At 72.9% G+C, this 21,378-nt stretch carries 21 protein-coding genes and 1 pseudogene; 6 read left to right on the forward strand and 16 right to left on the reverse strand.

From position 1 onward, the window contains the following. Window positions 1–1,410, reverse strand: coding sequence for a dihydrolipoyllysine-residue acetyltransferase (gene aceF, locus EIM48_RS03440; RefSeq protein WP_125111073.1), 1,410 nt, complete (start codon window positions 1,408–1,410; stop codon window positions 1–3). A 385-nt stretch (window positions 1,411–1,795) separates the two neighbouring features. On the opposite strand from aceF, the gene EIM48_RS03445 reads away from it, so the two are divergent. Further along, window positions 1,796–2,416 carry an OmpW family outer membrane protein gene (locus EIM48_RS03445; protein WP_125111074.1) on the forward strand — a complete coding sequence of 207 codons (621 nt, stop codon included), beginning with the start codon at window positions 1,796–1,798 and terminating at the stop codon, window positions 2,414–2,416. A gap of 57 nt (window positions 2,417–2,473) precedes the next feature. Here the strand turns inward: EIM48_RS03445 and EIM48_RS03450 are convergent, their stop codons facing one another. The 6 genes from EIM48_RS03450 to EIM48_RS03475 form a co-directional block, all read right to left on the reverse strand. Next, the gene (locus tag EIM48_RS03450) at window positions 2,474–3,247 is read right to left on the reverse strand and encodes a YiiX/YebB-like N1pC/P60 family cysteine hydrolase (RefSeq protein ID WP_019398211.1); all 774 of its coding nucleotides are present in this window, start codon (window positions 3,245–3,247) and stop codon (window positions 2,474–2,476) included. A gap of 48 nt (window positions 3,248–3,295) precedes the next feature. Continuing rightward, window positions 3,296–3,847, reverse strand: coding sequence for a hypothetical protein (locus EIM48_RS03455; protein WP_125108558.1), 552 nt, complete (start codon window positions 3,845–3,847; stop codon window positions 3,296–3,298). 9 nt (window positions 3,848–3,856) lie between these two features. Next, on the reverse strand, window positions 3,857–4,663 hold the full coding sequence (locus tag EIM48_RS03460) for a MetQ/NlpA family ABC transporter substrate-binding protein (protein ID WP_125111075.1): 807 nt from the start codon (window positions 4,661–4,663) through the stop codon (window positions 3,857–3,859). A gap of 36 nt (window positions 4,664–4,699) precedes the next feature. Continuing rightward, window positions 4,700–5,401 (reverse strand): methionine ABC transporter permease, encoded by a 702-nt coding sequence (locus EIM48_RS03465; RefSeq protein ID WP_028914465.1) that lies wholly within the window; start codon window positions 5,399–5,401, stop codon window positions 4,700–4,702. Continuing rightward, window positions 5,398–6,405, reverse strand: a complete 1,008-nt coding sequence (locus EIM48_RS03470) for a methionine ABC transporter ATP-binding protein (protein ID WP_026010440.1) — start codon at window positions 6,403–6,405, stop codon at window positions 5,398–5,400. The genes EIM48_RS03465 and EIM48_RS03470 overlap by 4 nt, the downstream gene beginning before the upstream one ends. Window positions 6,406–6,511: 106 nt before the next feature. Continuing rightward, the gene (locus EIM48_RS03475) at window positions 6,512–7,411 is read right to left on the reverse strand and encodes a DMT family transporter (RefSeq protein ID WP_125111076.1); all 900 of its coding nucleotides are present in this window, start codon (window positions 7,409–7,411) and stop codon (window positions 6,512–6,514) included. 86 nt (window positions 7,412–7,497) lie between these two features. Here EIM48_RS03475 and EIM48_RS03480 point away from each other — a divergent pair, with 86 nt between their 5' ends. From EIM48_RS03480 to EIM48_RS03490, 3 genes are all read left to right on the forward strand, one after another. Further along, window positions 7,498–7,980 (forward strand): YajQ family cyclic di-GMP-binding protein, encoded by a 483-nt coding sequence (locus EIM48_RS03480; RefSeq protein ID WP_019398205.1) that lies wholly within the window; start codon window positions 7,498–7,500, stop codon window positions 7,978–7,980. A gap of 34 nt (window positions 7,981–8,014) precedes the next feature. Then, complete coding sequence (locus EIM48_RS03485; RefSeq protein ID WP_028914461.1) at window positions 8,015–8,563, forward strand: DUF1415 domain-containing protein; 549 nt, start codon at window positions 8,015–8,017, stop codon at window positions 8,561–8,563. Window positions 8,564–8,633: 70 nt separating this feature from the next. After that, the gene (locus tag EIM48_RS03490) at window positions 8,634–9,440 is read left to right on the forward strand and encodes an SDR family oxidoreductase (RefSeq protein ID WP_125111077.1); all 807 of its coding nucleotides are present in this window, start codon (window positions 8,634–8,636) and stop codon (window positions 9,438–9,440) included. Between the two features lie 7 nt (window positions 9,441–9,447). Here EIM48_RS03490 and EIM48_RS03495 read toward each other — a convergent pair whose 3' ends face one another. The 7 genes and pseudogenes from EIM48_RS03495 to EIM48_RS03525 all read right to left on the reverse strand — a co-directional run. Beyond that, window positions 9,448–10,725 carry a hypothetical protein gene (locus EIM48_RS03495; RefSeq protein ID WP_125111078.1) on the reverse strand — a complete coding sequence of 426 codons (1,278 nt, stop codon included), beginning with the start codon at window positions 10,723–10,725 and terminating at the stop codon, window positions 9,448–9,450. 9 nt (window positions 10,726–10,734) lie between these two features. Further along, window positions 10,735–12,864: a TonB-dependent receptor gene (locus tag EIM48_RS03500; RefSeq protein ID WP_233581616.1), complete on the reverse strand. Its 2,130-nt coding sequence runs from the start codon at window positions 12,862–12,864 to the stop codon at window positions 10,735–10,737. A gap of 103 nt (window positions 12,865–12,967) precedes the next feature. After that, window positions 12,968–13,363, reverse strand: coding sequence for a DUF2946 family protein (locus tag EIM48_RS03505; protein WP_019398200.1), 396 nt, complete (start codon window positions 13,361–13,363; stop codon window positions 12,968–12,970). Window positions 13,364–13,429: 66 nt separating this feature from the next. Further along, window positions 13,430–14,134, reverse strand: coding sequence for an HAD family phosphatase (locus EIM48_RS03510; protein WP_019398199.1), 705 nt, complete (start codon window positions 14,132–14,134; stop codon window positions 13,430–13,432). Then, window positions 14,131–14,841 (reverse strand): pseudouridine synthase, encoded by a 711-nt coding sequence (locus EIM48_RS03515; RefSeq protein ID WP_026010436.1) that lies wholly within the window; start codon window positions 14,839–14,841, stop codon window positions 14,131–14,133. Before EIM48_RS03515 ends, EIM48_RS03510 begins: the two co-directional genes overlap by 4 nt. A gap of 8 nt (window positions 14,842–14,849) precedes the next feature. After that, complete coding sequence (locus EIM48_RS03520; protein WP_125111080.1) at window positions 14,850–15,893, reverse strand: class I SAM-dependent methyltransferase; 1,044 nt, start codon at window positions 15,891–15,893, stop codon at window positions 14,850–14,852. Between the two features lie 160 nt (window positions 15,894–16,053). Continuing rightward, a pseudogene (locus EIM48_RS03525) lies at window positions 16,054–17,520 on the reverse strand (TonB-dependent receptor); the annotation flags it as partial. Between the two features lie 20 nt (window positions 17,521–17,540). Between EIM48_RS03525 and EIM48_RS03530 the strand changes: the two are divergent. Further along, window positions 17,541–18,065, forward strand: a complete 525-nt coding sequence (locus tag EIM48_RS03530; RefSeq protein WP_233581618.1) for a BadF/BadG/BcrA/BcrD ATPase family protein — start codon at window positions 17,541–17,543, stop codon at window positions 18,063–18,065. A gap of 208 nt (window positions 18,066–18,273) precedes the next feature. On the opposite strand, the gene alr is transcribed toward EIM48_RS03530, so the two are convergent. Together alr and EIM48_RS03540 are read right to left on the reverse strand one after the other, a co-directional pair. After that, window positions 18,274–19,344, reverse strand: a complete 1,071-nt coding sequence (gene alr, locus EIM48_RS03535) for an alanine racemase (RefSeq protein ID WP_125111081.1) — start codon at window positions 19,342–19,344, stop codon at window positions 18,274–18,276. 52 nt (window positions 19,345–19,396) lie between these two features. Then, window positions 19,397–20,707, reverse strand: a complete 1,311-nt coding sequence (locus EIM48_RS03540) for a D-amino acid dehydrogenase (RefSeq protein ID WP_026010398.1) — start codon at window positions 20,705–20,707, stop codon at window positions 19,397–19,399. 149 nt (window positions 20,708–20,856) lie between these two features. Here EIM48_RS03540 and EIM48_RS03545 point away from each other — a divergent pair, with 149 nt between their 5' ends. Further along, complete coding sequence (locus EIM48_RS03545) at window positions 20,857–21,360, forward strand: winged helix-turn-helix transcriptional regulator (protein ID WP_019398043.1); 504 nt, start codon at window positions 20,857–20,859, stop codon at window positions 21,358–21,360. Window positions 21,361–21,378 lie beyond the last annotated feature (18 nt).

The following is a 21,378-nucleotide window of genomic DNA, read 5'->3' on the forward strand; positions in this document are numbered from 1 at the left end:
TTACAGCAACACGCGGCGCATGTCCGCGAGGACCTGGGCCAGGTAGCTGGTGAAGCGCGCGGCGGCGGCGCCGTCGATCACGCGGTGGTCGTAGCTCAGCGACAGCGGCAGCATCAGCCGCGGCTGGAACTGCTTGCCGTCCCACACCGGCTGGAAGCTGGACTTGGACACGCCCAGGATCGCCACCTCCGGCGCGTTGATGATCGGGGTGAACGCGGTGCCGCCGATGCCGCCCAGCGAGCTGATCGAGAAGCAGCCGCCGGTCATCTCGGCCGGGCCCAGCTTGCCCTCGCGCGCCTTCTTCGCCAGCTCGCCCATTTCCTGGGCGATCTGCAGCACGCCCTTCCTGTCGACGTCGCGGATCACCGGCACGACCAGGCCGTTGGGCGTGTCGGCGGCGAAGCCGATGTGGAAGTACTTCTTGAGGGTCAGGTTCTCGCCGGACTCGTCCAGCGAGGCGTTGAACTCGGGGAACTGCTTCAGCGCGGCGACCGAGGCCTTCAGCAGGAACGCCAGCATGGTCAGCTTGATGCCGGACTTGGCCTTCTCCTGCTCCTTGTTGAGCTGCACGCGCAGCTCTTCCAGGTTGGTGATGTCGGCCTGGTCGAACTGGGTGACGTGCGGGATCATCGCCCAGTTGCGGGCGAGGTTGGCGCCGGAGATCTTCTTGATCCGCGACAGCGGCTTGGTCTCGATCTCGCCGAACTTGCTGAAGTCCACCTTCGGCCACGGCAGCAGGTTGAGGCCGCCACCGGTGGCAACGCCGCCCGGAGCGGACGCCGCGGCGCCGCCGGCCAGCGCCGACTTGACGTAGCGCTGCACGTCTTCCCGGGTGATGCGGCCGCCGCGGGCGCTGCCGCTGACCCGGGCCAGGTCCACGCCCAGCTCGCGCGCGAACAGGCGCACCGCCGGGGTGGCATACGGCACCTTCTCCGGCAGCACGCTGTCGGCGTTGAACTCCACCGGCGGGGTGCGCGGGCCGGACGGCTGCTGCAGCTGGGCCTGGCCGATGTCGCGCTGGGCGAGGTTGTCGGTCTTTTCGGGCACGGCCACCGGCTCGATGCGCTCGCCGGTCTCGGCGGTCTTGACCGAGGCGGCCGGGGTCTGCGGCGCGGCCGGGGCGGCCTCGGCCTTCGGCGCGGCGGCGGGGGCCGGCGCGCTGCCGCCTTCGGCGACCTCGATCAGGGCCACGACGCTGCCCTCGGACAGCTTGTCGCCAAGCTTGACCTTCAGTTCCTTGACCACGCCGGCGTAGGGAGAAGGCACTTCCAGCGTCGCCTTGTCCGACTCCAGGGTCACCAGGCCCTGGTCCTGGTTCACGGTGTCGCCAACGGCGACCAGGACTTCGATGACGGGGACGTCGCTGTAATCCCCGATGTCGGGGACGCGCGCTTCCTTGATTTCGGCCATGCCAGGGCTCCGGCGTTGTACGTGGGGAAAGACCCCTATTGTGTCCGTCCGCGCCCCACCCGCCAACCTCCGCCACTGTCGCGCTGCGGGAACATTGAAGGCCGCTTTCAGGCGCTACGGTTGCAACGGTGACCATACGCAAGCGCAGGGTGCACCCGCCCTCACCGGCGCATCACGCTCACCCGCCCCTCGCCCACCTTCCACGCCGCGCCGACGTGGATGAACCCGGTCCGCGCGGACGGGCAAGCAACGGCGCGGCCTGCGGCGGTTTGCCTGAACGCCGCGCACGACGCGCCCCGTGCGGCAGGGTTTGGTTCATCCCCGTGCTCCTACGTTCGGTCGCGCCCACTCCAAGGGCGCCTAGAACAACAAAGGAGACTCCCCCATGCGGTCCATTCGAATCCTGACCCTCGCCCTCGTCCCCGCCCTGGCCGCTGCCCCGGCCTTCGCCCAGGACGCCTCTTCCACCGCCGCGGACAAGCGCTTCGCCGTGGTTGGCGGCATCGCCCACATCGAGCCCTCCGATCCGGGCAACAACCTGACGGTCGACGGCGGCCCGGCCCCGACCCTGAGCGCCAGCTGGTACGCCACCGAGAACTTCGCGGTGGAGCTGTGGGGCGCGGCCGACAAGTTCGACCACCGCGTGCGCGACAAGGACCTGGGCAAGCTGGGCACGGTCGAGCAGCAGCCGATCGCACTGAGCGGCCAGTGGCACTTCGGCCAGGCCGGGCAGACCTTCCGCCCGTTCGTCGGCCTGGGCTACTACGAGTCCAACTTCAGCGACGAGGAAGTCGCCGGCCTGGGCGGCGTGGTCGGCCTGGAGACCGCCAAGGGCGCGATCGGCACCGTCGGCGTGGACATGAACATCAACGAGACCTGGTTCGCGCGCACCGACGTGCGCTACATGCACTCGCGCCCGGAAGTCCGCATCGACGGCGCCGGCACCGGGCAGGAGCTCAAGCTCGACCCGTGGACCGTCGGCGTCGGCATCGGCGCGCGCTTCTGACGCTCCCGCCGCACGACACGGCGACAGGACGGGCCCGCGGGCCCGTCCTTTTTTGCGTCAGCGCGCCGGCTCCAGCGGCGCGTCCACCACCGGCGGCGGCGCCCACACCAGGCGGCGGTAGTCGAAGCCGGCCTCCAGCCGCGGCTTGACGATGCGGAAGAACGGCGAGACATCGAAGTCGCGCGGGGTGTACAGGCTGTGGTGGCGGATGTGCAGCACTTCCTCGCGGGCGAAGCGCCCGCCGGGACCGGCCGCCTCCAGCACCTCGATCTCCGGCAGGATCGGATAGCCGATCGAGCCGAAGGCCTGGGCCAGCAGGGTCGAGCAGATCGCCCTGGTCGGCTCGCCGCTGCCCAGCGCCAGCATGCGCCGCTTGAGCGGGTCCGGCAGCGGCGGCTGGCGGATGAGGTAACGCGCCAGGTCGAGGATGTTCTTCAGGTCGTAGCTGTAGCCCAGCCGCTGCAGCATGTAGCCGGCCACCGCGTCGATCTCGGCCGCGCCCAGGCCCACCGGCCGGCAGATGCGCAGGTGCAGGCCGGCGAACTCCGACAGCGGCACCGTGCGCACGCCGTCGTTGACGTCCACGTCCACGAACCAGGGCTGGTCGCCGCCCTCCGGCACGCCCAGGCACAGCGCCGCGTGCGACCAGGTCGACTGGGTGAGGTACTTGATCGCGCTGGAGAAGCGGCTGGTGCCTTCGACCAGCAGCACGTCGCCGCGGCGCAGGCTGGCCGCGACCAGCTCCAGGCGACTGCTGGGACCGCGCGCGCGGCCCGGACGCGGCCGCGCCAGGAACCGCGCCAGGCGCCTTCCGATCCACTGCAACACCATCGTGTTCCTCCCCGGGTGGACCGGCCAAGGCTAACCGACGCCGGCCGCTCAGGGCCGGCGCAGGACCCCGCCGTCGCGCCTGTACGCCGCGGTACGCATGTAGAGGTAACGGGTCATCACCAGGGCATAGCCCAGCAGCAGGCCGCCGACCGCCATCAACCCGGCATGGCTGAGCCAGCCCGACTCCGGCCAGGTGGCATCACCGAAGGCCACGCGCAAACCCTGCACCAGGCCAGCCACCAGCCGCACCAGGACCAGCGCCAGCAGGCCGACCGACACCACCGGGCTGGTGCGGTAGAACAGGCCCGCGGTGGTTTCGACGAAGCGCACGCGGGTGGTGGCGAGCAGGCCCAGCACGATGCCGGCCAACGCCGCCAACGGCACGTACGTCCACACGTTGCGCCAGAACAAGCCCGCCAGCAGCGCGGCCAGCGCGAACAGCACCGCCGACAGCAGGCTCGACCACCAGGCCAGCCGCAATGGCAGCAGCCAGGCCTGGCGGCGGGTATTGAACGCGCCGCGGATGCGCAGCGCCAGCGCCACCGGCAGCAGGGCCAGGAACAGCGCCAGGACGGCGACGAGGGCCAGCAGCAGCGGCACGGGCGCGGCTCAGAACGCCGGCAGCACCGCGCCCTTGTACCTGCGCTGGATGAAGTCCCTGACCTCGGGGCTGGTCAGCGCGCGCGCCAGCGCCTGCACCCGCGGATCGTCGCGGTTGTCCGGGCGCGCGACCAGGAAGTTCACGTAGGGCGAATCGCTGCCCTCGATCGCCAGCGCGTCGCGGGTGGGGTCCAGCCCGGCGTCCAGCGCGTAGTTGGTGTTGATCAGGGCCAGGTCGACCTGGTCGAGGATGCGCGGCAGCATCGCCGAATCCAGCTCGCGGAACTTCAGGCCCTTGGGGTTGGCGGTGATGTCGCGCTGGGTCGCCAGGGCGTTGGTCGGGTCGGCCAGGGTGATCACGCCGGCGGTGTGCAGCAGGATCAGCGCGCGCGAGTTGTTGCTCGGATCGTTGGGGATGGCTACGTCGGCGCCGGCCGGCAGCGCCTCCAGCGAGGCGTGGCGGCGCGAGTAGGCGCCGAACGGCTCGATGTGCACGCCGGCGACGGTCACCAGGTCGGTGCCGCGGCCCTGGTTGTAGGCCTGCAGGTAGGGCTCGGTCTGGAAGTAGTTGACGTCGATGTGCTTCTGCGCGACCTGGTCGTTGGGCTGCACGTAGTCGTTGAACACCCGCACCTGCAGGCGCACGCCCTCCTTCTCCAGCATCGGCTTGACCACCGCCAGGATCTCCGCGTGCGGCACCGCGGTGGCGGCCACGCGGAGGGTCTGGTCGCCGCCGGCGGCGGAACCGGAGCCGCCGCCGCAACCGGCAAGCACGGTGCTGGCGGCAAGCAGGAGGGGCAGGAGGATGGCGCGCATGGGGGGAGTCCGTGTGGGTTGGGGGAAGGATACGGCTCAGCGGCGGCTGTAGCGGGCCACCAGGCGGTCGCCCAGCATCTGCACCAGCTGCACCAGCACCAGCAGCAGCACCACCGTGACCAGGGCCACGTCGGTGTGCGAGCGCTGGTAGCCGTCGCGGAAGGCCAGGTCGCCCAGGCCGCCGGAGCCGATCGCGCCGCCCATGGCGGTGAAGCCGACCAGGGCGATGGTGGTGACGGTGGCGCCGGCGACCAGCCCGGGCCGCGCCTCCGGCAGCAGCACCCGCCACACCAGCTGCCAGGTGGTGGCGCCCATCGCCAGGGTCGCCTCGATCACGCCGCGGTCGACCTCGCGCAGCGCGGTCTCCACCAGGCGCGCGTAGAACGGCGCCGCGCCCACCACCAGCGGCAGGATCGCGCCGCGCACGCCCAGCGAGGTGCCCATCACCGCCAGGGTCAGCGGGATCATCGCGATCATCAGGATGATGAAGGGCACCGAGCGCAGGATGTTCACCACCAGTGACAGCACCGCGTACAGCCCGCGGCGCTCGTGCAGCTGGCGCGGGCCGCACAGGAACAGCAGCACGCCCAGCGGCAGGCCGGCCAGCAGGGTCAGCGGCAGCGCGCCGCCGAGCATGGCCAGGGTATCCAGCGTGGCCTGGCCGATCTCGGCCCACTTGCCGGCGTCCAGGTTGCGGAAGAAGCCGTCCGCGGCGGCGACCAGGGCAAACGTGCTCATGCGCGCAGCACCTCCACGGTGACGCCGGCCGCCGCGAACGCCTGCTGCGCGGCGTCGGCGTCGCCGCCGACCAGGGCCACGACCAGCTGCCCGTAGGGCGTGTCGCGGATGCGGTCGATGCGGCCGGACAGGATGTTGTAGTCCACGCCGCACTGGCGCGCGATGCGGCCCAGCAGCGGCGCGTAGGTATCGGCGCCGAGGAAGGTCAGGCGCAGGATGCGCCCTTCCACCGCGGCGAAGTCGGCATGCAACCCATGCTCGTCCACGTGCTCGGCCTCGGACACGAAGCGGCGCGTGGTCGGGTGCCGCGGGTGCAGGAACACCTCGGTGACCGGGCCGCTCTCGACCAGGCGGCCGGCGTCGAGCACGGCCACGCGGTCGCAGACGCGGCGGATCACGTCCATCTCGTGGGTGATCAGGACGATGGTCAGGCCCAGCTCGCGGTTGATCCCGGCCAGCAGGGACAGCACCGAGGCGGTGGTCTGCGGATCCAGCGCGCTGGTGGCCTCGTCGCACAGCAGGATCTTCGGCCCGGTGGCCAGGGCGCGGGCGATGCCCACGCGCTGCTTCTGCCCGCCGGAAAGTTGCGCCGGATACTTGTTCGCGTGCTCGGCCAGGCCGACGCGCTCCAGCAGTTCCGCCACCCGCGCGTCGATGCGCGCGCGCGGCTCGCCGGCCAGTTCCAGCGGGAAGGCCACGTTCTGCGCCACCGTGCGCGAGGACAGCAGGTTGAAGTGCTGGAAGATCATGCCCACGCGCCGGCGCAGCGCGCGCAGGCCCTCGCCGTCCAGCACCGCCACGTCCTGGCCATCGACCCACAGCTGGCCGCCACTGGGCGCCTCCAGGCGGTTGATCAGGCGGATCAGGGTGGACTTGCCGGCGCCGGAGTGGCCGATGATGCCGAACACCTCGCCGGCCCGGATCTCCAGGTCGAGCGGATGCAGGGCGGCGACCTGGCGGCCACCCACGGCGTAGGACTTGTGGACCTGCTGGAACCGGATCACGGGGGAGCGGAAGGGCATCGACGCGCGGGCCGGCAAGCCTAGCAGCTGCCCTGCCCCGGTGGCGTGGCGCGGCGTTCCAGCCGCGCCCCGCAGCGTCCCGGCCGGCTCAGGAATGGTCCAGCGGCGCGCTGCGCGCGGCGCCGACCGTGCGCTCGCGGCGCAGCAGGTACAGGCCGCTGCCCATGATGATGGCCGCGCCGATCCAGGTCACCGCGTCCGGCAGGGTGCGCCAGAACAGCCAGTCCCAGCCGATCACCCAGACCAGGCCGGTGTACTCCAGCGGCGCCACCAGCGAGGCGTCGCCGCGCATGAACGCCGCGGTCAGCGCGACCTGCCCCAGCGCCCCGGCCAGGCCCAGGCCCAGGATCAGCGGCGCATCGCCGCGCTGCAGCGGCACCCAGCCCGGGATCGCCGCCAGCCCCGCGCCGACGGCCATGATCGCCAGGAACCAGACCACCATCGACTGCGGCGTGTCGGTGCGGGTCAGCAGGCTCACGGTGACCGCGGCGATCGCGTAGGCGGTGGCCGCCAGCAGCACCATCAGCCCCGGCAGCGACGCGAAGCCGCCTGCGCCCGGGCGCACCACCACCACCACGCCGACCAGGCCGATGCCGATGGCGGTCCAGCGCCGCGGCCCCACCTTCTCGCCCAGCAGCGGCACCGACAGCGCCGCCACCAGCAGCGGCGCGACGAAGTAGATCGTGTACGCGGTGGACAGCGGCATGCGCTTGAGCGCGAACACGAAGCAGCCGATCATGGCCATGCCCAGCGCGCCGCGCAGCAGGTGCAGGCCCCAGCGCACCGGCAGGATCGAGCGCGGGCCGGCGGTGGCCATCACCCAGGCCAGCACGAACGGCAGCGAGGCGGCGCCGCGCAGCAGGGTCACCTGCAGCGGCGGGTAGCGGGCCGAGAGCAGCTTCATCGCCGTGTCCATCAGCGAGAAGCAGGCGATGGCGGCGACCATCCAGGCGGCGGCCGCCAGGTTCGAGCGGGGACGTGGGGGCATGCACGCATTATCCGCGCACGCGCGCCGATGCGCGCGCCGGCGCGGGCACCGCCTAGAATGTGCGCATCCGCACAAGGAGCCCCCCGATGCCTTCCTTCGACATCGTGTCCGAAGTGGACACCCACGAGCTGACCAACGCCGTCGACCAGGCCAGCCGCGAACTGACCACCCGCTTCGACTTCAAGGGCGTGGACGCGAAGTTCGTGCTGGAGGACAACGTGATCAGCCAGTCCGCGCCCAGCGATTTCCAGCTCGGGCAGATGACCGACATCCTGCGCCAGCGCATGACCGCGCGCGGCATCGACATCCGCTGCCTGGAGTTCGGCGACATCGAGACCAACCTGGCCGGCGCGCGGCAGAAGGTCACCGTGAAGCAGGGCATCGAGCGCGAGACGGCCAAGAAGATCCAGGCCGCGCTCAAGGACGCCAAGCTCAAGGTCGACAGCCAGATCAACGGCGAGAAGCTGCGGGTCAACGGCAAGAAGCGCGACGACCTGCAGGAGGCCATCGCCCTGCTGCGCAAGGGCGATTTCGGCATCCCGCTGCAGTTCGAGAACTTCCGTGACTGATCCGGCCATCGGCAACCCCGGCGGGGACGCCGCGCTGGACGAGGCCAGGGTCCTGGCCGATACCCGGCGCTGGCTGGAGCGGGCCGTGATCGGCCTGAACCTGTGCCCGTTCGCCAAGGCGGTGTACGTCAAGGAGCAGGTGCGCTTCGTCGCCAGCGACGCGACCACGCCGGAGCAGCTGCTGGAGCAGCTGGGCGAGGAGCTGGTGCTGCTGCGCGACACCCCGGCCGAACAGGTCGACACCACCCTGCTGGTGCACCCGCTGGTGCTGGGCGACTTCCTCGACTACAACGACTTCCTCGACCAGGCCGACGCCCTGGTCGAGGCGCTGGAGCTGGACGGCGTGCTGCAGGTGGCCAGCTTCCACCCGGACTACCAGTTCGCCGACAGCCGCCCGGACGACATCGAGAACTACTCCAACCGCGCGCCCTACCCGACCCTGCACCTGCTGCGCGAGGACAGCGTGGCCCGCGCGGTGGAGGCCTACCCGGACCCGGACGTGATCGTGGAGCGCAACTACGCCACCCTGCGCAAGCTCGGCCACGAGGGCTGGCGCAGGCTGCTCGCGGACGAGGCCGGCTGAGCGCGCCGGCGCGCGGCGACCGCGCCTGCACGCCGCGCACGCCACACTGCAGCCGCAACGGAGCCACGCCATGCCGATCGTCCCTCCCGTCCAGCCCTGGGATCCCGCGCCGCTACGGGACCGCGTGGTCCTGGTCACCGGCGGCGCCCAGGGCATCGGCCGCGGCATCGCCCAGGCGGTGCTGGGCGCCGGCGGCTGCGTGGCCATCGGCGACCTCGACGCCACAGCCGGCCGCGCCTGCCTGCGCGAATGGGGCGTCCCGGGGCGGGCCATGTTCCGCCGCCTGGACGTGGCCAGCGAGCGCAGCACCGCGGCGTTCGTGGCCGCGGCGCTGGAGCGCTTCGGCCGCATCGACGGCCTGGTCAACAACGCCGGCCTGCCCGATCCGCAGGTGCCGCCGCTGGAAGCGCTGGATTTCGCCGGGTGGAACCGGCGCCTGTCCAGCCTGCACGGCGCCTTCCTGTGCAGCCGCCATGCCCTGCCCGCGCTGCGCCAGGCGCCCGGCGGCGGCGCCATCGTCAACATCGCCTCCACCCGTGCCCACCAGTCCGAGCCGCACAGCGAGGCCTACGCCGCGGCCAAGGGCGGACTGGTCGCGCTGACCCACGCGCTGGCACTCAGCGAAGGCCCGCGGGTGCGGGTGAACTGCATCAGCCCCGGCTGGATCGCCACCGAGGCCTGGCAGGCACCCGCACGCCGGCGCCGGCCGAAGCTGTCGCGCCGCGACCACGCCCAGCATCCGGCCGGGCGCGTCGGCACCCCGGAAGACATCGCCGCGCTGGCGGTCCACCTGCTGGCGCCGGCGCTGTCCGGCTTCACCACCGGGCAGGAATTCATCGTCGACGGCGGCATGACCCGCAAGATGCAGTACGCCTGAGCGCGCTTCAGCGCGCGACCGCGCCGCGCAGCGCCGGGGTGCCGTCCACCACCTCGGTCCACACCAGCCAGGCGGCGCCGTCGGCCACCTGCATGCGCGGCATGCCGCTGGCGCGGCCGCGCGCCGGGAAGGTGGCCACGACCTGCATCTCCCCGCGCCGCAGGTCGGCCGTGTAGCGCATCAGGCGCAGCAGTTGCAGGCCTTCGGGGAGTTCCTCCAGCCACGCCGCGTAGAGCTGGTCGTCGGCGGCGGCCACGGCCACCCGGCCCAGCAGCTGCGGCCCGCGCACCAGGGTCACCGGCGCGGCGAAGCTGTCGCCGCCGTCCTGCGACACCGCCGCGCGCAACTCCGGCCAGCCGCCGGCCTCGGTGTACCAGGCCACCCACACCCGCGGGCCCTGGGCCGCCACCGCCGGGCCGTTGACCGGGCAGCCGGCGAAGTGCCAGCCATCGGCATGCACCGGCCGCGGCGGCGTCCACGCCTGGCCGTCGAAGCGCACGATGCGGATGTCGCGGATCTCGCCCGCGCCGCGCCCGCGGTAGACCACGACCACACCCTTGCCGCTGCGCGCGGCGGCGGTGGGACAGCAGTCGCAGGTGGAGGCATCCAGCGGCCATTCGCGCAGCTGCGCGCCATCGGCGCCATGCACAGCGGCGCGCAGCATCATTGCCGCGCCGCCGTGGTGGCCGTCGCCGTCATGGCCGTCGTGTCCGCCGCCGGCCGCGGCCGCCTTCTGCCGGCTGTCGAGCCAGGCGATGCCAAGCTGGCCCTGGCCCTGTTCCCAGAAGCTGACGAAGCCGTGGTCGCCGCGGCTGCCGCCCGGATGCACCGCGGCAGCCGGGGTCCAGCTGTAGCCGTCGTCGCCGGAACGCGCCAGCGCGATGCCGTAGTCCATGCGCGACGGACCGGTATTGCGCAGCCAGTGCGCCCACAGCGAGCCGTCGCCCAGGGCGTACACGTGCGGGGTGTCGGCCCAGTTCACGAACCAGTCGCTGCCTTCGGCGATGGTGCGCGTGGGTTCCCAGTCCGCGCCAGGGCGGGTACCGGCCAGCCGCAGGCGGTGGCCGTCGCCGGCTGGTTCCAGCCAGCTCAGCAGCAGGCGCCCGTCCGGCGCCCGCACCAGGTCCGGCTGGGCCGCGCCGGGCGGCGCCGGCAGGGTCCACGGCTGCGCCTGCAGCGGCCGGACCGGCGTTTCCGTGTCGCGGCCGCAGGCAGCCAGCAGCAGCGGCAGCAGCAGCGCCGCGACGGTGGCGCGCCAGTGGCTGGATGGCGATGGCGTATGCATGCGCTGTCCTCAGTCGAAGGCCTGGTGCAGGACCAGTTCCCAGCTGCGCGGATCGCCCGGCCAGGCCATCTGCCCGCCCAGCGCCTGGGCAATGTAGCGGCGGTCGCCAAGATTGCGCCCGCGCAGGGTCAGTTCGGTGCGCGCGCCGGCGCGCCAGCGCAGGTGCGCGTCCCAGGTGGCGTAGCCAGGCACGCGCAGGCTGTTGGCCGCGTCGGCCTGGCGCGCCGATACCGTACGCAGGCCGGCACCCAGCGCCCAGCGCGGCTGCAGCTGCCAGTCCAGCCACAGGTTGCCCACCCGCGCCGGGATGTTGGGCGGGCGGTTGCCCGCGCGCGAGACCGCCTGGCCGGCGACGGTCTCGGTGAACGCGTCCAGGCGCGCATCCACCCAGGCCAGGTTGCCGTCCAGCGCCAGCCGCTGCGCCGGCTTCCAGCCGAAGGCCAGCTCCAGGCCGCGCGCGGACTGCCGCCCCACCGGCAGGGTCTGGCCCGGGTTGTCCGGGTCGGCCACCGCCAGGTTGCGGCGGACGATGCGGTACACGGCCAGGGTGGCGTGGCTGCGGCCGTCGGCCGACTGCAGCTTGGCACCCAGCTCGGCCTGGCGTCCGCTGGACAGGTCGAAGTCGCGCAGCTGGGCGAAGCTGGCGGTACTCAGCACGCCGGCCGGCGGGTCGGCGGCGGTGCTGGCCTGGACGTAGGCGCGCGCGTTCGGCGCCGGTGCCCATTCCAGGGCCAGGCGGCCGGTGGTCGGCCGGTAGCGGCGCTCGAAGCGCGCGGGGTTGCCGGGGCCGGGCGCGCGGTGGTTGCGCACCTCCAGCTGCAGGCGTTCGTGGCGCAGCGCGGCCAGCAGCGACACGCCGGCGCCCAGGGTGGTGAGGTTCTCGGCATACACCGCCTGGCTGCGCAGGCGGTTGCTGCGGTCCGGTCGGTAAGCCAGTTCCGCGCCCGGCACGTCGAGGAAGCGGCCCGGCGCCACCGCGTCCACCGGCACGGTGTCGACCACGCCCGGCAGCGACAGCGGGAAGCGGGTCTGCCGGTTCCACGCCGCCTCCGCGCCCACGGCCCAGCGCGCGGGGCGGCCGGCCAGCAGGCCCTCGTGCAGCCATTCGCTGCGGTTGCCCCACACCTCGTGGTCGTGGCGCTGCAGCAGCGCGCCGGAACGCTGCACGCCGCCCTCCGCCAGGCGGTAGCTCTCCACGTTGCGGTAATCGCGCAGGGCGTCGTAGTGGTAGACCGTGTTGCGCACGCGGTCGCCGTCGCCGCGCTGCCATTCCAGCAGCGAGCGCACCCAGCGCACGTCCTGGGCGTAGCGGCCGTCGCCGACGTTGTAGTTGCGCGCGGCCAGGGCCGGATCCAGCCGCAGGCGCCCGCCCGTGGCCTCGCCCGGCACTCCCCAGTACGGGCGCCGCACGTCCTCATCCTGCCATTCCAGGGCCAGCACGTGCTCCAGCCCGGGCGCCAGCCGCACCCGCCACGACCCGGCCGCCGCCAGCGCGCTGCGCTGCTGCGCATCGATCCAGCTGTCGCCATCGCGCGCGCTCAGGTCCAGCGCCAGCGCCTGGCGCGCGGCGGCATCGCGCAGGTTCATGCCGAAGGCCACGGTGCCGTCGCGGTGCGAACCCCAGGCCGCGCGCCAGCGCGCCTGGTCGTGTCCGAGGCTGGCCAGGCGGGTGACGTAGTTGATCGCGCCGCCGACGGCGCCCACGCCATGCAGGAAACTGGAAGGGCCACCGATGGCCTCGATCCGCTCGTACTGCCAGGCATCCACCGGACGCGCGGCGATGCTGGCGTACTGCACGTCGATGCCGTTGAACAGCTGGCTGACCTGGCTGCCGGAGAAGCCGCGCCAGGCCACGTTGTTGCCTTGCCCGGGCGGAGCGGCGGCGGTCAGGCCGGGCACCGCGGCCAGGGCTTCCTGGGTGGTGCGCACGCCGCGTGCGTCCAGGGTGTCGCGTTCGACCACGGTGACTGCGGCCGGGGTGTCGAGCACGTCCAGCCCCAGGCGCGAGGCGCTGCCGGCCGGCGCCTGCAGCGGCCCGGCGCGGCCGCTGACCTGCACGGCATCGAGGGTGGTGGTGGCCGGCGCCTGGCCGGCATGCACGATCGGGATCGGGGACAGGAGAAGCAGGACCGCGGGCATGGCCACGGTCCGGCGTGCCGCGGTTGGCGGCAGGCGGTGGCAGGGCATGTTGGGCTCCAGGACGCGGGAACGCGCGGCGTGGCCGCGCGGGACGGTTCGCGGTTCAGGCCTGGAGCGGCGGTCCACGGCTGCCGGGACCGTGGAGGCGGCGGAAGCGGCGCCGCGGGCTGGCACGCCGGGCGGGAGGCGTGGCCGGGGCCAGGCCGGGCACGGTCGCGGTCGCCGTCGCCGGCAGCGCCAGCGAGGCAGCCAGCGGGCAGTAGGGGCAGTCGGCGTCGCCATGGAGGCTGGCCGGCGCCAGCGGTGCGCCGTCGGCATCGCGGGCCTCGCTGGGCGCCAGCTGCAGGCCTTCGGCGGTGCACAACTCGGACCAGCCGGCCAGCAGCTGCGGGCCGCCGGCGGCCAGCACGCGCCCGGCCACCGGCGCCAACGCCAGCAACAGCCCCGCCAGCAGGGCCAGCGGGGCCAGGAGCCGGTGGAGGCGGGAGGCGCGCAGCATGGGCCGGATTCTAGACAAAGGGGCGCGCACGGCCAGTGACAGATGGTCCCAGCCGCGCGGCGGCGCTCAGTCCGCCGCCGCCACCGGGTCGAACACCGCCTGCAGCAGCGGCAGCACCTGCTCCAGCGAGGCGGCGATGCGGTGGCCCAGGGCGCGGGTGGCCGCGTCCGGCGCCACCAGGTCCGGGACCTGGATCGGGGTCATGCCCGCGGCCAGCGCGGCGCGCACGCCGGCGGGCGAGTCCTCCAGCACCAGGCAGCGCGCCGGCTCCACGCCCAGGCGGCTGGCGGCCAGCAGGTACACGTCCGGCGCCGGCTTGGGATGGGCCACGTCCGAGGCGGTGCAGACCACCGGGAAGTACGGCAGCAGGCCGGCCTGGCGCAGCTTGTGGCTGGCCAGCGGGTTGCGGGTGGAGGTGGCGACCGCGCGCGGGACGCCGCGCTCCTGCAGCCACTGCAGCAGGGCGAGGATGCCGGGACGGTGCGGGATGCCGGCATCGACCATGGCGCTGTACTCGGCGCCGGAGCGCTGCAGCAACGCATCGGCCTGGGCCTGGCCCAGGCGCTCGACCAGCATCGCGCGGCAGGCGGCATCGCCGGTGCCGACCATCTGCAGCCAGTAGTCCTCGGGCAGGTCGTGGCCGAGCGCGGCGGCGGCGCGCGCGTAGCAGCGGGTGATGGCGCGCTCGCTGTCCAGCATCAGCCCGTCCATGTCGAACAGCACCGCCTCCGGGGCGAATGGCAGCGGGGCCAGGCCCGCGCCGGCGCTCACGCGCCCGCTCCGGCGAACAGCGCGTCGAGGTCGGCCTGGCCGAGCTGGCGCCACTGTCCTTCCGGCAACCCGCCCAGCTCCAGCCCGCCCACCTGCGGCCGGTGCAGTGCCAGCACCCGGTTGCCGGCGGCGGCGAACATGCGCCGCACCTGGTGGTAGCGGCCCTCGTGCAGGACCAGGCGCGCGCGGCGCGGGCCCAGCACCTCCAGGCGCGCCGGCAGCAGCGGCGTGTCCTCGCCTTCCAGCACCAGGGTGCCGCTGGCGAACAGCTGCGCCTCGTCGCCGCGCAGGTCCTCGGCCAGCCCGGCCTCGTAGACCTTGGCCAGCTTCGACTTCGGCGAGACGATCCGGTGCAGCAGCTGGCCGTCGTCGGTCATCAGCAGCAGCCCGGTGGTGTCGCGGTCCAGCCGTCCGACGGTGGACAGCACCGGGTTGCGCAGGCGGAAGCGCGGCGGCAGCAGGTCGTAGACGATGCGGCCCGGGTCCTTGGTCGAGCAGGTGTAGCCGGCCGGCTTGTGCAGCATCAGCACCAGGCCCGGCGGCGGGTCCAGCGGCTGCCCGTCCACGCGCACGTTGTCGTGGTCCAGCGGGTCGTCCTGGTACAGCACCCCGCCATTGGCGTCGGTGACGCGGCCCTCGCGGAACATCCAGGCCACCTCCTTGCGGCTGCCGTAGCCCAGGTTGGCCAGGTGCTTGACCAGCTTCATCGACTTGCTCAACGCGACGCTCCCTTGGTTGCCTCGATCACCTTGAATCCCCCGGCTTCGGCCAGCACCCTGCGCTGGCCGAACGCCTGCGCCAGGGTGCCCTCGTACGGCAGGTGGCGGTTGGCCACCAGCAGCAGGCGCCCGCCGGGACGCAGCGCCCGCGCCGCCACCTCGATGAATCGCTGGCCCAGTTCCGGGCGGTCGCCGCGGTCGTGGGCGTGGAACGGCGGGTTGCTGACGATGAAGTCGTAGCCGCCCCGGGCCAGCCCGGCGGTGACGTCGTGCCAGTGGAAGCCCGGCGCGATGCGCGCCCCGGCAAGGTTGCGGCGCGCCAGCTCCAGCGCGCGGAACTCGGCCTCGTACAGGTCCAGCGCGGTCACGCCCGGGGCGCGTTCCAGCACCTCGGCGGCGAGGTAGCCCCAGCCGGCGCCGAGGTCGGCGCCGCGCCCGCGCAGGTCGGCCGGCAGGTGCGTGGCCAGCAGCGCCGAGGCGGCGTCGATCCGGTCCCAGGCGAACACGCCGGGGCGGCTGTGGAAGCGCCCGCCCGGCAGCGGCCGCACCGCGTCGCCGCCGCGCCACTGCGCGGCCAGCGCGGCGTCGCGCGGCCCCTGCAACGGCGGGGTCCAGAACACGCGGCAGTGGAACTTGGCCAGGTTGCCGTCCAGCCCGGCCAGCTGCTGCAGGTCCTTCTCCCGCGAGCGCGCGCCTTCGTCGTTGGCCGCGGCGGCCACCACGCGCGCGCCGGGCGCGGCCAGGTCCACGGCGCGTGCCAGCAGGGCGCGCGCCTCCTCGCGCTGGCGCGGCGGCAGCACCAGCACCAGCGCCGCCGGCTCGTCGGCGGGCAGTTCCGGGACCGCGTCGATCCCGGCGCGCTGCAGCGCGTCGGCCAGCGGCCGCGAGCCCTGCTCGCAGCGCAGGCGCGAAAGGTCGTGGCGGCGCAGCGGCCAGCCGTCGCGCCCACGCAGGAACAGCACGCGGCCCTGCGGCCACGGCAGGACGCCGCCGTCGAACGGCAGCAGCAGGGCCTTGAGGGGTTCGTCTTCGGTGCTCACGCGGTCGGGAACGGGCGGCGGGGCCGGCTATTATCCGCCAGTCGCGGCAGCGCGCCGCAGCGGCCGGTGCGCGGGCAAAAAAAGAAGGCCAGCCTCCGCGGGGGAGGCTGGCCCGGGTTACGCGGCGTCATGGCCGGCGCCGCGTCGCCCTCTCGCAAGCTCAGAAGCGGTAGCTCACCCCGAGGGTGATGCCGCGGCCGTAGCGGTAGTAGCCCTGGCTCAGCAGCGGGTTGCCGTTGATGCTGTAGGTGTTGGCCTCGTCCAGCAGGTTGCGGCCTTCCAGCGAGAAGGTCAGGTGCTTGTCGTACTCGTAGGACACGTGCGCGGTGACCCAGGTGATCGGGTCGGCCACTTCGTTGAAGCCGGCGCCGAGCACGTTGGTCGCGGTGACGAAGCCGTCGGTGCGGTCGGCGGTGACGCCGGCCGACCACGGGCCACGCTCGTACATCACGCCCAGCGAGTACACCGACGGGGCGATGCCCTCCAGCGGGCGCTCCTCGCCGTCGACCCAGCTGCTGGACCAGTTGCGGGTGTACTGCGCGCGCACGCCGAAGCCGTTGTCCCAGAAGTGCTGGGCGCCGATCTCGTAGCCATGCACCTTGGCGTGGTCGCCGTTGATCGGGCGCATGATGTTGAACAGGGTCGGGCCGTCGGTGATGGCGTTGCCGGCGGCGTCGAGGATCGGGCCGACGCCGATGTCCTCGCCGGGCTCCCAGCTGGTGGTGATCTGGTTCTTGATCTTCTTGTAGTACACCGCGAAGTTGAAGATCGAGTTCTCGGCGAAGTACCACTCCAGCGAGGCGTCGGCCTGGTTGGCGGTGTACGGCTTCAGCTCGGCGTTGCCGCCGTAGATCTGGGTGAACTCGCCCCAGGACACGCTCTCGGTGGTGTTGGTCGGCGCCAGGGTGCTGACCGCCGGGCGTGCCATGGTCTTGGCCGCGCCCAGGCGCAGCAGCAGGTCCTCGCTGAAGTGCCAGCTGAAGTTGGCCGACGGCAGCGCGCAGGTGTAGTCCGAGGTCTGGTAGATCGAGCTGGGCTCGGCGTAGGTGGCGGTGTAGTTCCAGGCGCCGTTCTCGACGATCTTCGTGATCTTCCCGTCCCAGGCCTGGGCGGTGGTGCGGGTCTTGACCAGGCGCACGCCGGCGTTGGCGTCCCAGCGCTCGCCGGCCATCTCCAGCTCGACGTAGCCGGTCCAGGTCTTCTCCGTCACCCGGTAGCTTTCCAGCGGGTTCCACACCGGGCCGGCGGCGGCGTAGTCGTACGGGGTGCCGTCCGGGCGGGTGCCGTTGTAGGCCTTCAGCGCCTCGATGTAGGCCGGCACGTCGAACGCCAGGAACGAGCGCGGGAACACCGAGCCGGACTCGTCCATGAAGTGCGGCAGGTTGAAGCTGCGCGAGAGCACGTTGCCGCCCAGCAGGCCGACGTTGATCGCGTTGTCGCCGGAGTAGTAGTCGGCGCCGCCGTTGAGCGAGTTGTTGACCAGGTCGCGCGACTTCTTGCGCTGGTTGTGGCCGATCCCGAACTTGATCTTGTCGATGTTCAGTTCGCCCACGTACAGCTCGCCGCCGACGTTGCTGCCGGTGATCTGGTCGCGGACGTTGTCGCCGGCCAGCGAGAAGTAATGGGTGTTGAAGTCGGACGGCGCGCGTGGGCGGCTGGGGCGAGGTGTTCTCCGACGAGGGCTCGGCCTACTGGATCGCGGTGCGCGGCCTCAACGCGTATTCGCGCATGAGCGACGGCCGCTTGCCGAAGGGCCCGCTGCACGCGGTGTTCAACCGCGCCCTCGGCCTGCAGCGCGACCTGGACCTGTGCGCGCGGATCAACGGCGCCGGCGGCCTGGCGCGCGGCGAGCTGGCGCAGCTGTCGCGGCTGGTCAGCGAGGCGGCGGCCGCGGGCGACGCGGTGGCGCTGGCGATCTTCTCCGACGCGGCGCGGGAGTTGGCGGCGATCGCGCTGGCCCTGCACCGGGAACTGCGGTTCCCGGCCGGCACGCCGGTGCCGCTGTCCTGGTCCGGCGGCGCCTTCAGCGCCGGCGAACTGCTGCTGCAGCCGTTCCGCGAGGCCCTGGCCCGGGCCGATGCCGGGTTCGTGCCGACCGCGCCGAAGCATCCGCCGCACTACGGCGCGGCGCTGTATGCCGCGCGCCTGGCCGGCGTGTCCATCCCGGCCTGATTTCCCCCAAGGACAGCCGGGCCGCTCCTCCCCTCCATGGCCCGGCTGTCCGTCTTCTTCCGTGCATGGCGGACACCCGCCGGCACATGAAAAAGCCAGCCCCGCGGGGCTGGCCGGAAAACGTGGCGGCACCGGCCGCTGCATCAAGTAGTCCGCGCGCCGGGCCCATCCCGCGGGAGGATGGCCTGCGCGCCGCGCCCGCGCGGGCTCAGTCCTGGTACTGCAGCGGCACGCGCTTGACCGCGCACAGCAGGCGGTAGCTGCTGGTCTGGCTGTGCGCCACCACCTGCGCGGCCGGCACCCGGCTGCCCCACAGCTCGACCACGCTGCCGACCCCGGCGTGCGGGTGGTCGGTCAGGTCCACGGTGAGCATGTCCATCGACACCCGGCCGACGAGGCGCCCGGGGCGGCCGTCGATCGCCACCGGGGTGCCGTTGACCGCGAACTGCGGGTAGCCGTCGGCATAGCCCATCGCCACCACACCCACCCGGGTGGGCGCCTCGGTGACGAAGCGCGCGCCGTAACCCACCGGTTCGCCCGCGGGCAGCTCGCGCACCGCGATCACCTTCGACTCCAGGGTCATCACCGGGCGCAGCTGCGCGGCCAGGTCGTGGTCCTGGGCGAACGGCGAGACGCCGTACAGCATCAGGCCCGGGCGCGCCCAGTCGCCGCGTGCCTGCGGCCAGCCCAGCAGCGCCGGCGAGTTGCAGATGCTGGTCTGGCCCGGCAGCCCGGCGGTGGCGCGGGCGAAGGTGTCCAGCTGCTCGCGGGTGCGCGCGCAGTCCAGTTCGTCGGCGCGCGCGAAATGGCTCATCTTCACCACCACGCGCACGTGCGGCAGCGCCTCCAGCCGGCGCCAGGTGGCGGCGTAGTCGTCGGCGCCGATGCCCACGCGGTGCATGCCCGAGTCCAGCTTCAGCCACACCGTCAGCGGCGCCGGCAGCGGCGTGCGCTCCAGCGCCTCCACCTGCCAGGGTGCGTGGACCACGCACCACAGGTCGTGCTGCAGCAGCAGCGGCAGTTCGGAAGCCTCGAAGAAGCCCTCCAGCAGCAGGATCGGCTTGCGGATCCCGGCCTCGCGCAGGACCAGCGCCTCCTCGATGCAGGCCACCGCGAAGCCGTCGGCCTCCGGCTCCAGCGCCGCAGCGCAGCGCAGCGCGCCATGGCCGTAGGCATCGGCCTTGACCACCGCCAGCGCGCGCCCGCCGCCGAGGCTGCGTGCCAGGCGGTAGTTGTGGCGCAAGGCGGAAAGGTCGATCAGGGCGCGGGCGGGACGCATGGCAGGCAGGGGGCAGCGGGAACGGGGAAGCGGTGTGCGGATGCGCGCCGGATCAGGGCGACATTGTCGCCGGAACCGGGCCCTTGCCGTCGCCGCGTGCGCCGCCGCGGCCGTAGCGCGAGATGTCCAGGCCCTCGCGGCGGATGCCGGTGGGCTGGCGCGCGATCACGTCGGCCAGGTAGCGGCCGGAACCGCAGGCCATGGTCCAGCCCAGGGTGCCGTGGCCGGTGTTGAGGTACAGGTTGCGCAGGCGGGTCTCGCCCACCACCGGGGTGCCGTCGGGCGTGGCCGGGCGCAGGCCGGTCCAGAACGTGGCCCGGGACAGGTCGCCGCCACGCGGGTAGAGATCGTTGACCACCTTCTCCAGGGTCGCGCGCCGGCGCGGATCCAGGCGCAGGTCGAAGCCGGCCACCTCGGCCATGCCGCCGACGCGGATGCGCTGGTCGAAGCGGGTGATGGCGATCTTGTAGGTCTCGTCGAGGATGGTCGAGGTCGGCGCCATCTCCGGATCGGTGATCGGGATGGTCAGCGAGTAGCCCTTGAGCGGGTACACCGGCAGGTCGATGCCCAGCGGCCGCAGCAGCCGCGGCGACCAGCTGCCCAGCGCCAGCACGTAGCGGTCGGCGGTCTCGACGCGGCCGTCGATGCGCACGCCGGTGACGCGCTCGCCATCGGACTCGATCGCCTCGATGGTCGCGCCGTAGCGGAACTCCACGCCCTGCGCCGCGGCCAGCGCGGCCAGGCGCTCGCTGAACAGCTGGCAGTCGCCGGTCTGGTCGCCGGGCAGGCGCAGGCCGCCCACCAGCAGGCCGGAGGCGGCGGCCAGCGCCGGCTCCACGCGGGCGATGCCGGCGCGGTCCAGCACCTCGTAGGGCACGCCGGCCTGCTCCAGCACCGCGATGTCGCGCGCCGCGGCGTCCAGCTGGGCCTGGGTGCGGAACAGCTGGGTGGTGCCCAGCTTGCGGCCTTCCCAGCTCAGCCCGGTCTCGCGCGCCAGCTCGTCCATGCAGTCGCGGCTGTACTCGGCCAGCCGCACCATGCGCTCCTTGTTCACCGCGTAGCGGCCGGCGGTGCAGTTGCGCAGCATCTGCCACAGCCAGCGGTACTGCGCCGGGTCGGAGGTCAGGCGGATCGCCAGCGGGGCGTGTTCCTGGAACAGCCACTTGATCGCCTTCAGCGGCACGCCCGGCGCCGCCCAGGGCGAGGCATAGCCCGGCGAGATCTGTCCGGCGTTGGCGAAGCTGGCGCCGCGCGCCGGGCCCGGCTCGCGGTCGACCACGGCCACCTCGAAGCCGGCGCGCGCCAGGTACCACGCGCTGGCCACGCCAATCACGCCACTGCCAAGAACCAGGACCCGCTGCATCGCACCCTCCGTCAGGAGCTTTCACTGCCCCGAAGCGCCGGAGCCATGGAATGCGCGCATACTACCGCCACGATTCCAGGATTATTTTCTGTTTTTCTTCCCGCCAGCCGGCCTTTGCACTGCCACAGGCCGCTTCCACGGAGGTTTCCATGCCCGCCCGCCCCGAACGCCTGCGCGGCGACCGTCCGCGCCACCTGGACCGGATCGACCGCCACATCCTGCGCATCCTGCAGGAGGAGGGCCGCATCTCCTTCACCGAGCTGGGCGAGCGCGTGGGCCTGTCGACCACGCCCTGCACCGAGCGCGTGCGCCGGCTGGAGCGCGACGGGGTGATCACCGGCTACCACGCCCGCCTCAATCCGCAGCACCTGGGCGCCAGCCTGCTGGTGTTCGTGCAGATCAGCCTGGCCTACAAGTCCGGCGACATCTTCGAGGAATTCCGCCGCGCCGCGCTGAAGCTGCCCAACGTGCTGGAATGCCACCTGGTCTCCGGCGACTTCGACTACCTGATCAAGGCGCGCATCACCGAGATGGCCTCCTACCGCCGGCTGCTGGGCAGCAGCCTGCTGACCCTGCCGCACGTGCGCGAGTCCAAGAGCTACATCGTGATGGAGGAGGTCAAGGAGACACTGGCGCTGGATGTGCCTGACTGACGGGATTGGTGATTGGTG

This window comes from Pseudoxanthomonas sp. SGNA-20 (assembly GCF_003931635.1).
Lineage (GTDB): Bacteria > Pseudomonadota > Gammaproteobacteria > Xanthomonadales > Xanthomonadaceae > Pseudoxanthomonas.

Coding starts and splice junctions, on each gene's coding strand:
- aceF (WP_125111073.1), bottom strand. CDS start 1,410: ATGGCCGAAATCAAGGAAGCGCGCGTCCCCGACATCGGGGATTACAGC.
- EIM48_RS03445 (WP_125111074.1), top strand. CDS start 1,796: ATGCGGTCCATTCGAATCCTGACCCTCGCCCTCGTCCCCGCCCTGGCC.
- EIM48_RS03450 (WP_019398211.1), bottom strand. CDS start 3,247: ATGGTGTTGCAGTGGATCGGAAGGCGCCTGGCGCGGTTCCTGGCGCGG.
- EIM48_RS03460 (WP_125111075.1), bottom strand. CDS start 4,663: ATGCGCGCCATCCTCCTGCCCCTCCTGCTTGCCGCCAGCACCGTGCTT.
- EIM48_RS03465 (WP_028914465.1), bottom strand. CDS start 5,401: ATGAGCACGTTTGCCCTGGTCGCCGCCGCGGACGGCTTCTTCCGCAAC.
- EIM48_RS03475 (WP_125111076.1), bottom strand. CDS start 7,411: ATGCCCCCACGTCCCCGCTCGAACCTGGCGGCCGCCGCCTGGATGGTC.
- EIM48_RS03480 (WP_019398205.1), top strand. CDS start 7,498: ATGCCTTCCTTCGACATCGTGTCCGAAGTGGACACCCACGAGCTGACC.
- EIM48_RS03490 (WP_125111077.1), top strand. CDS start 8,634: ATGCCGATCGTCCCTCCCGTCCAGCCCTGGGATCCCGCGCCGCTACGG.
- EIM48_RS03495 (WP_125111078.1), bottom strand. CDS start 10,725: ATGCATACGCCATCGCCATCCAGCCACTGGCGCGCCACCGTCGCGGCG.
- EIM48_RS03500 (WP_233581616.1), bottom strand. CDS start 12,864: ATGCCCGCGGTCCTGCTTCTCCTGTCCCCGATCCCGATCGTGCATGCC.
- EIM48_RS03505 (WP_019398200.1), bottom strand. CDS start 13,363: ATGCTGCGCGCCTCCCGCCTCCACCGGCTCCTGGCCCCGCTGGCCCTG.
- EIM48_RS03515 (WP_026010436.1), bottom strand. CDS start 14,841: ATGAAGCTGGTCAAGCACCTGGCCAACCTGGGCTACGGCAGCCGCAAG.
- alr (WP_125111081.1), bottom strand. CDS start 19,344: ATGCGTCCCGCCCGCGCCCTGATCGACCTTTCCGCCTTGCGCCACAAC.
- EIM48_RS03540 (WP_026010398.1), bottom strand. CDS start 20,707: ATGCAGCGGGTCCTGGTTCTTGGCAGTGGCGTGATTGGCGTGGCCAGC.
- EIM48_RS03545 (WP_019398043.1), top strand. CDS start 20,857: ATGCCCGCCCGCCCCGAACGCCTGCGCGGCGACCGTCCGCGCCACCTG.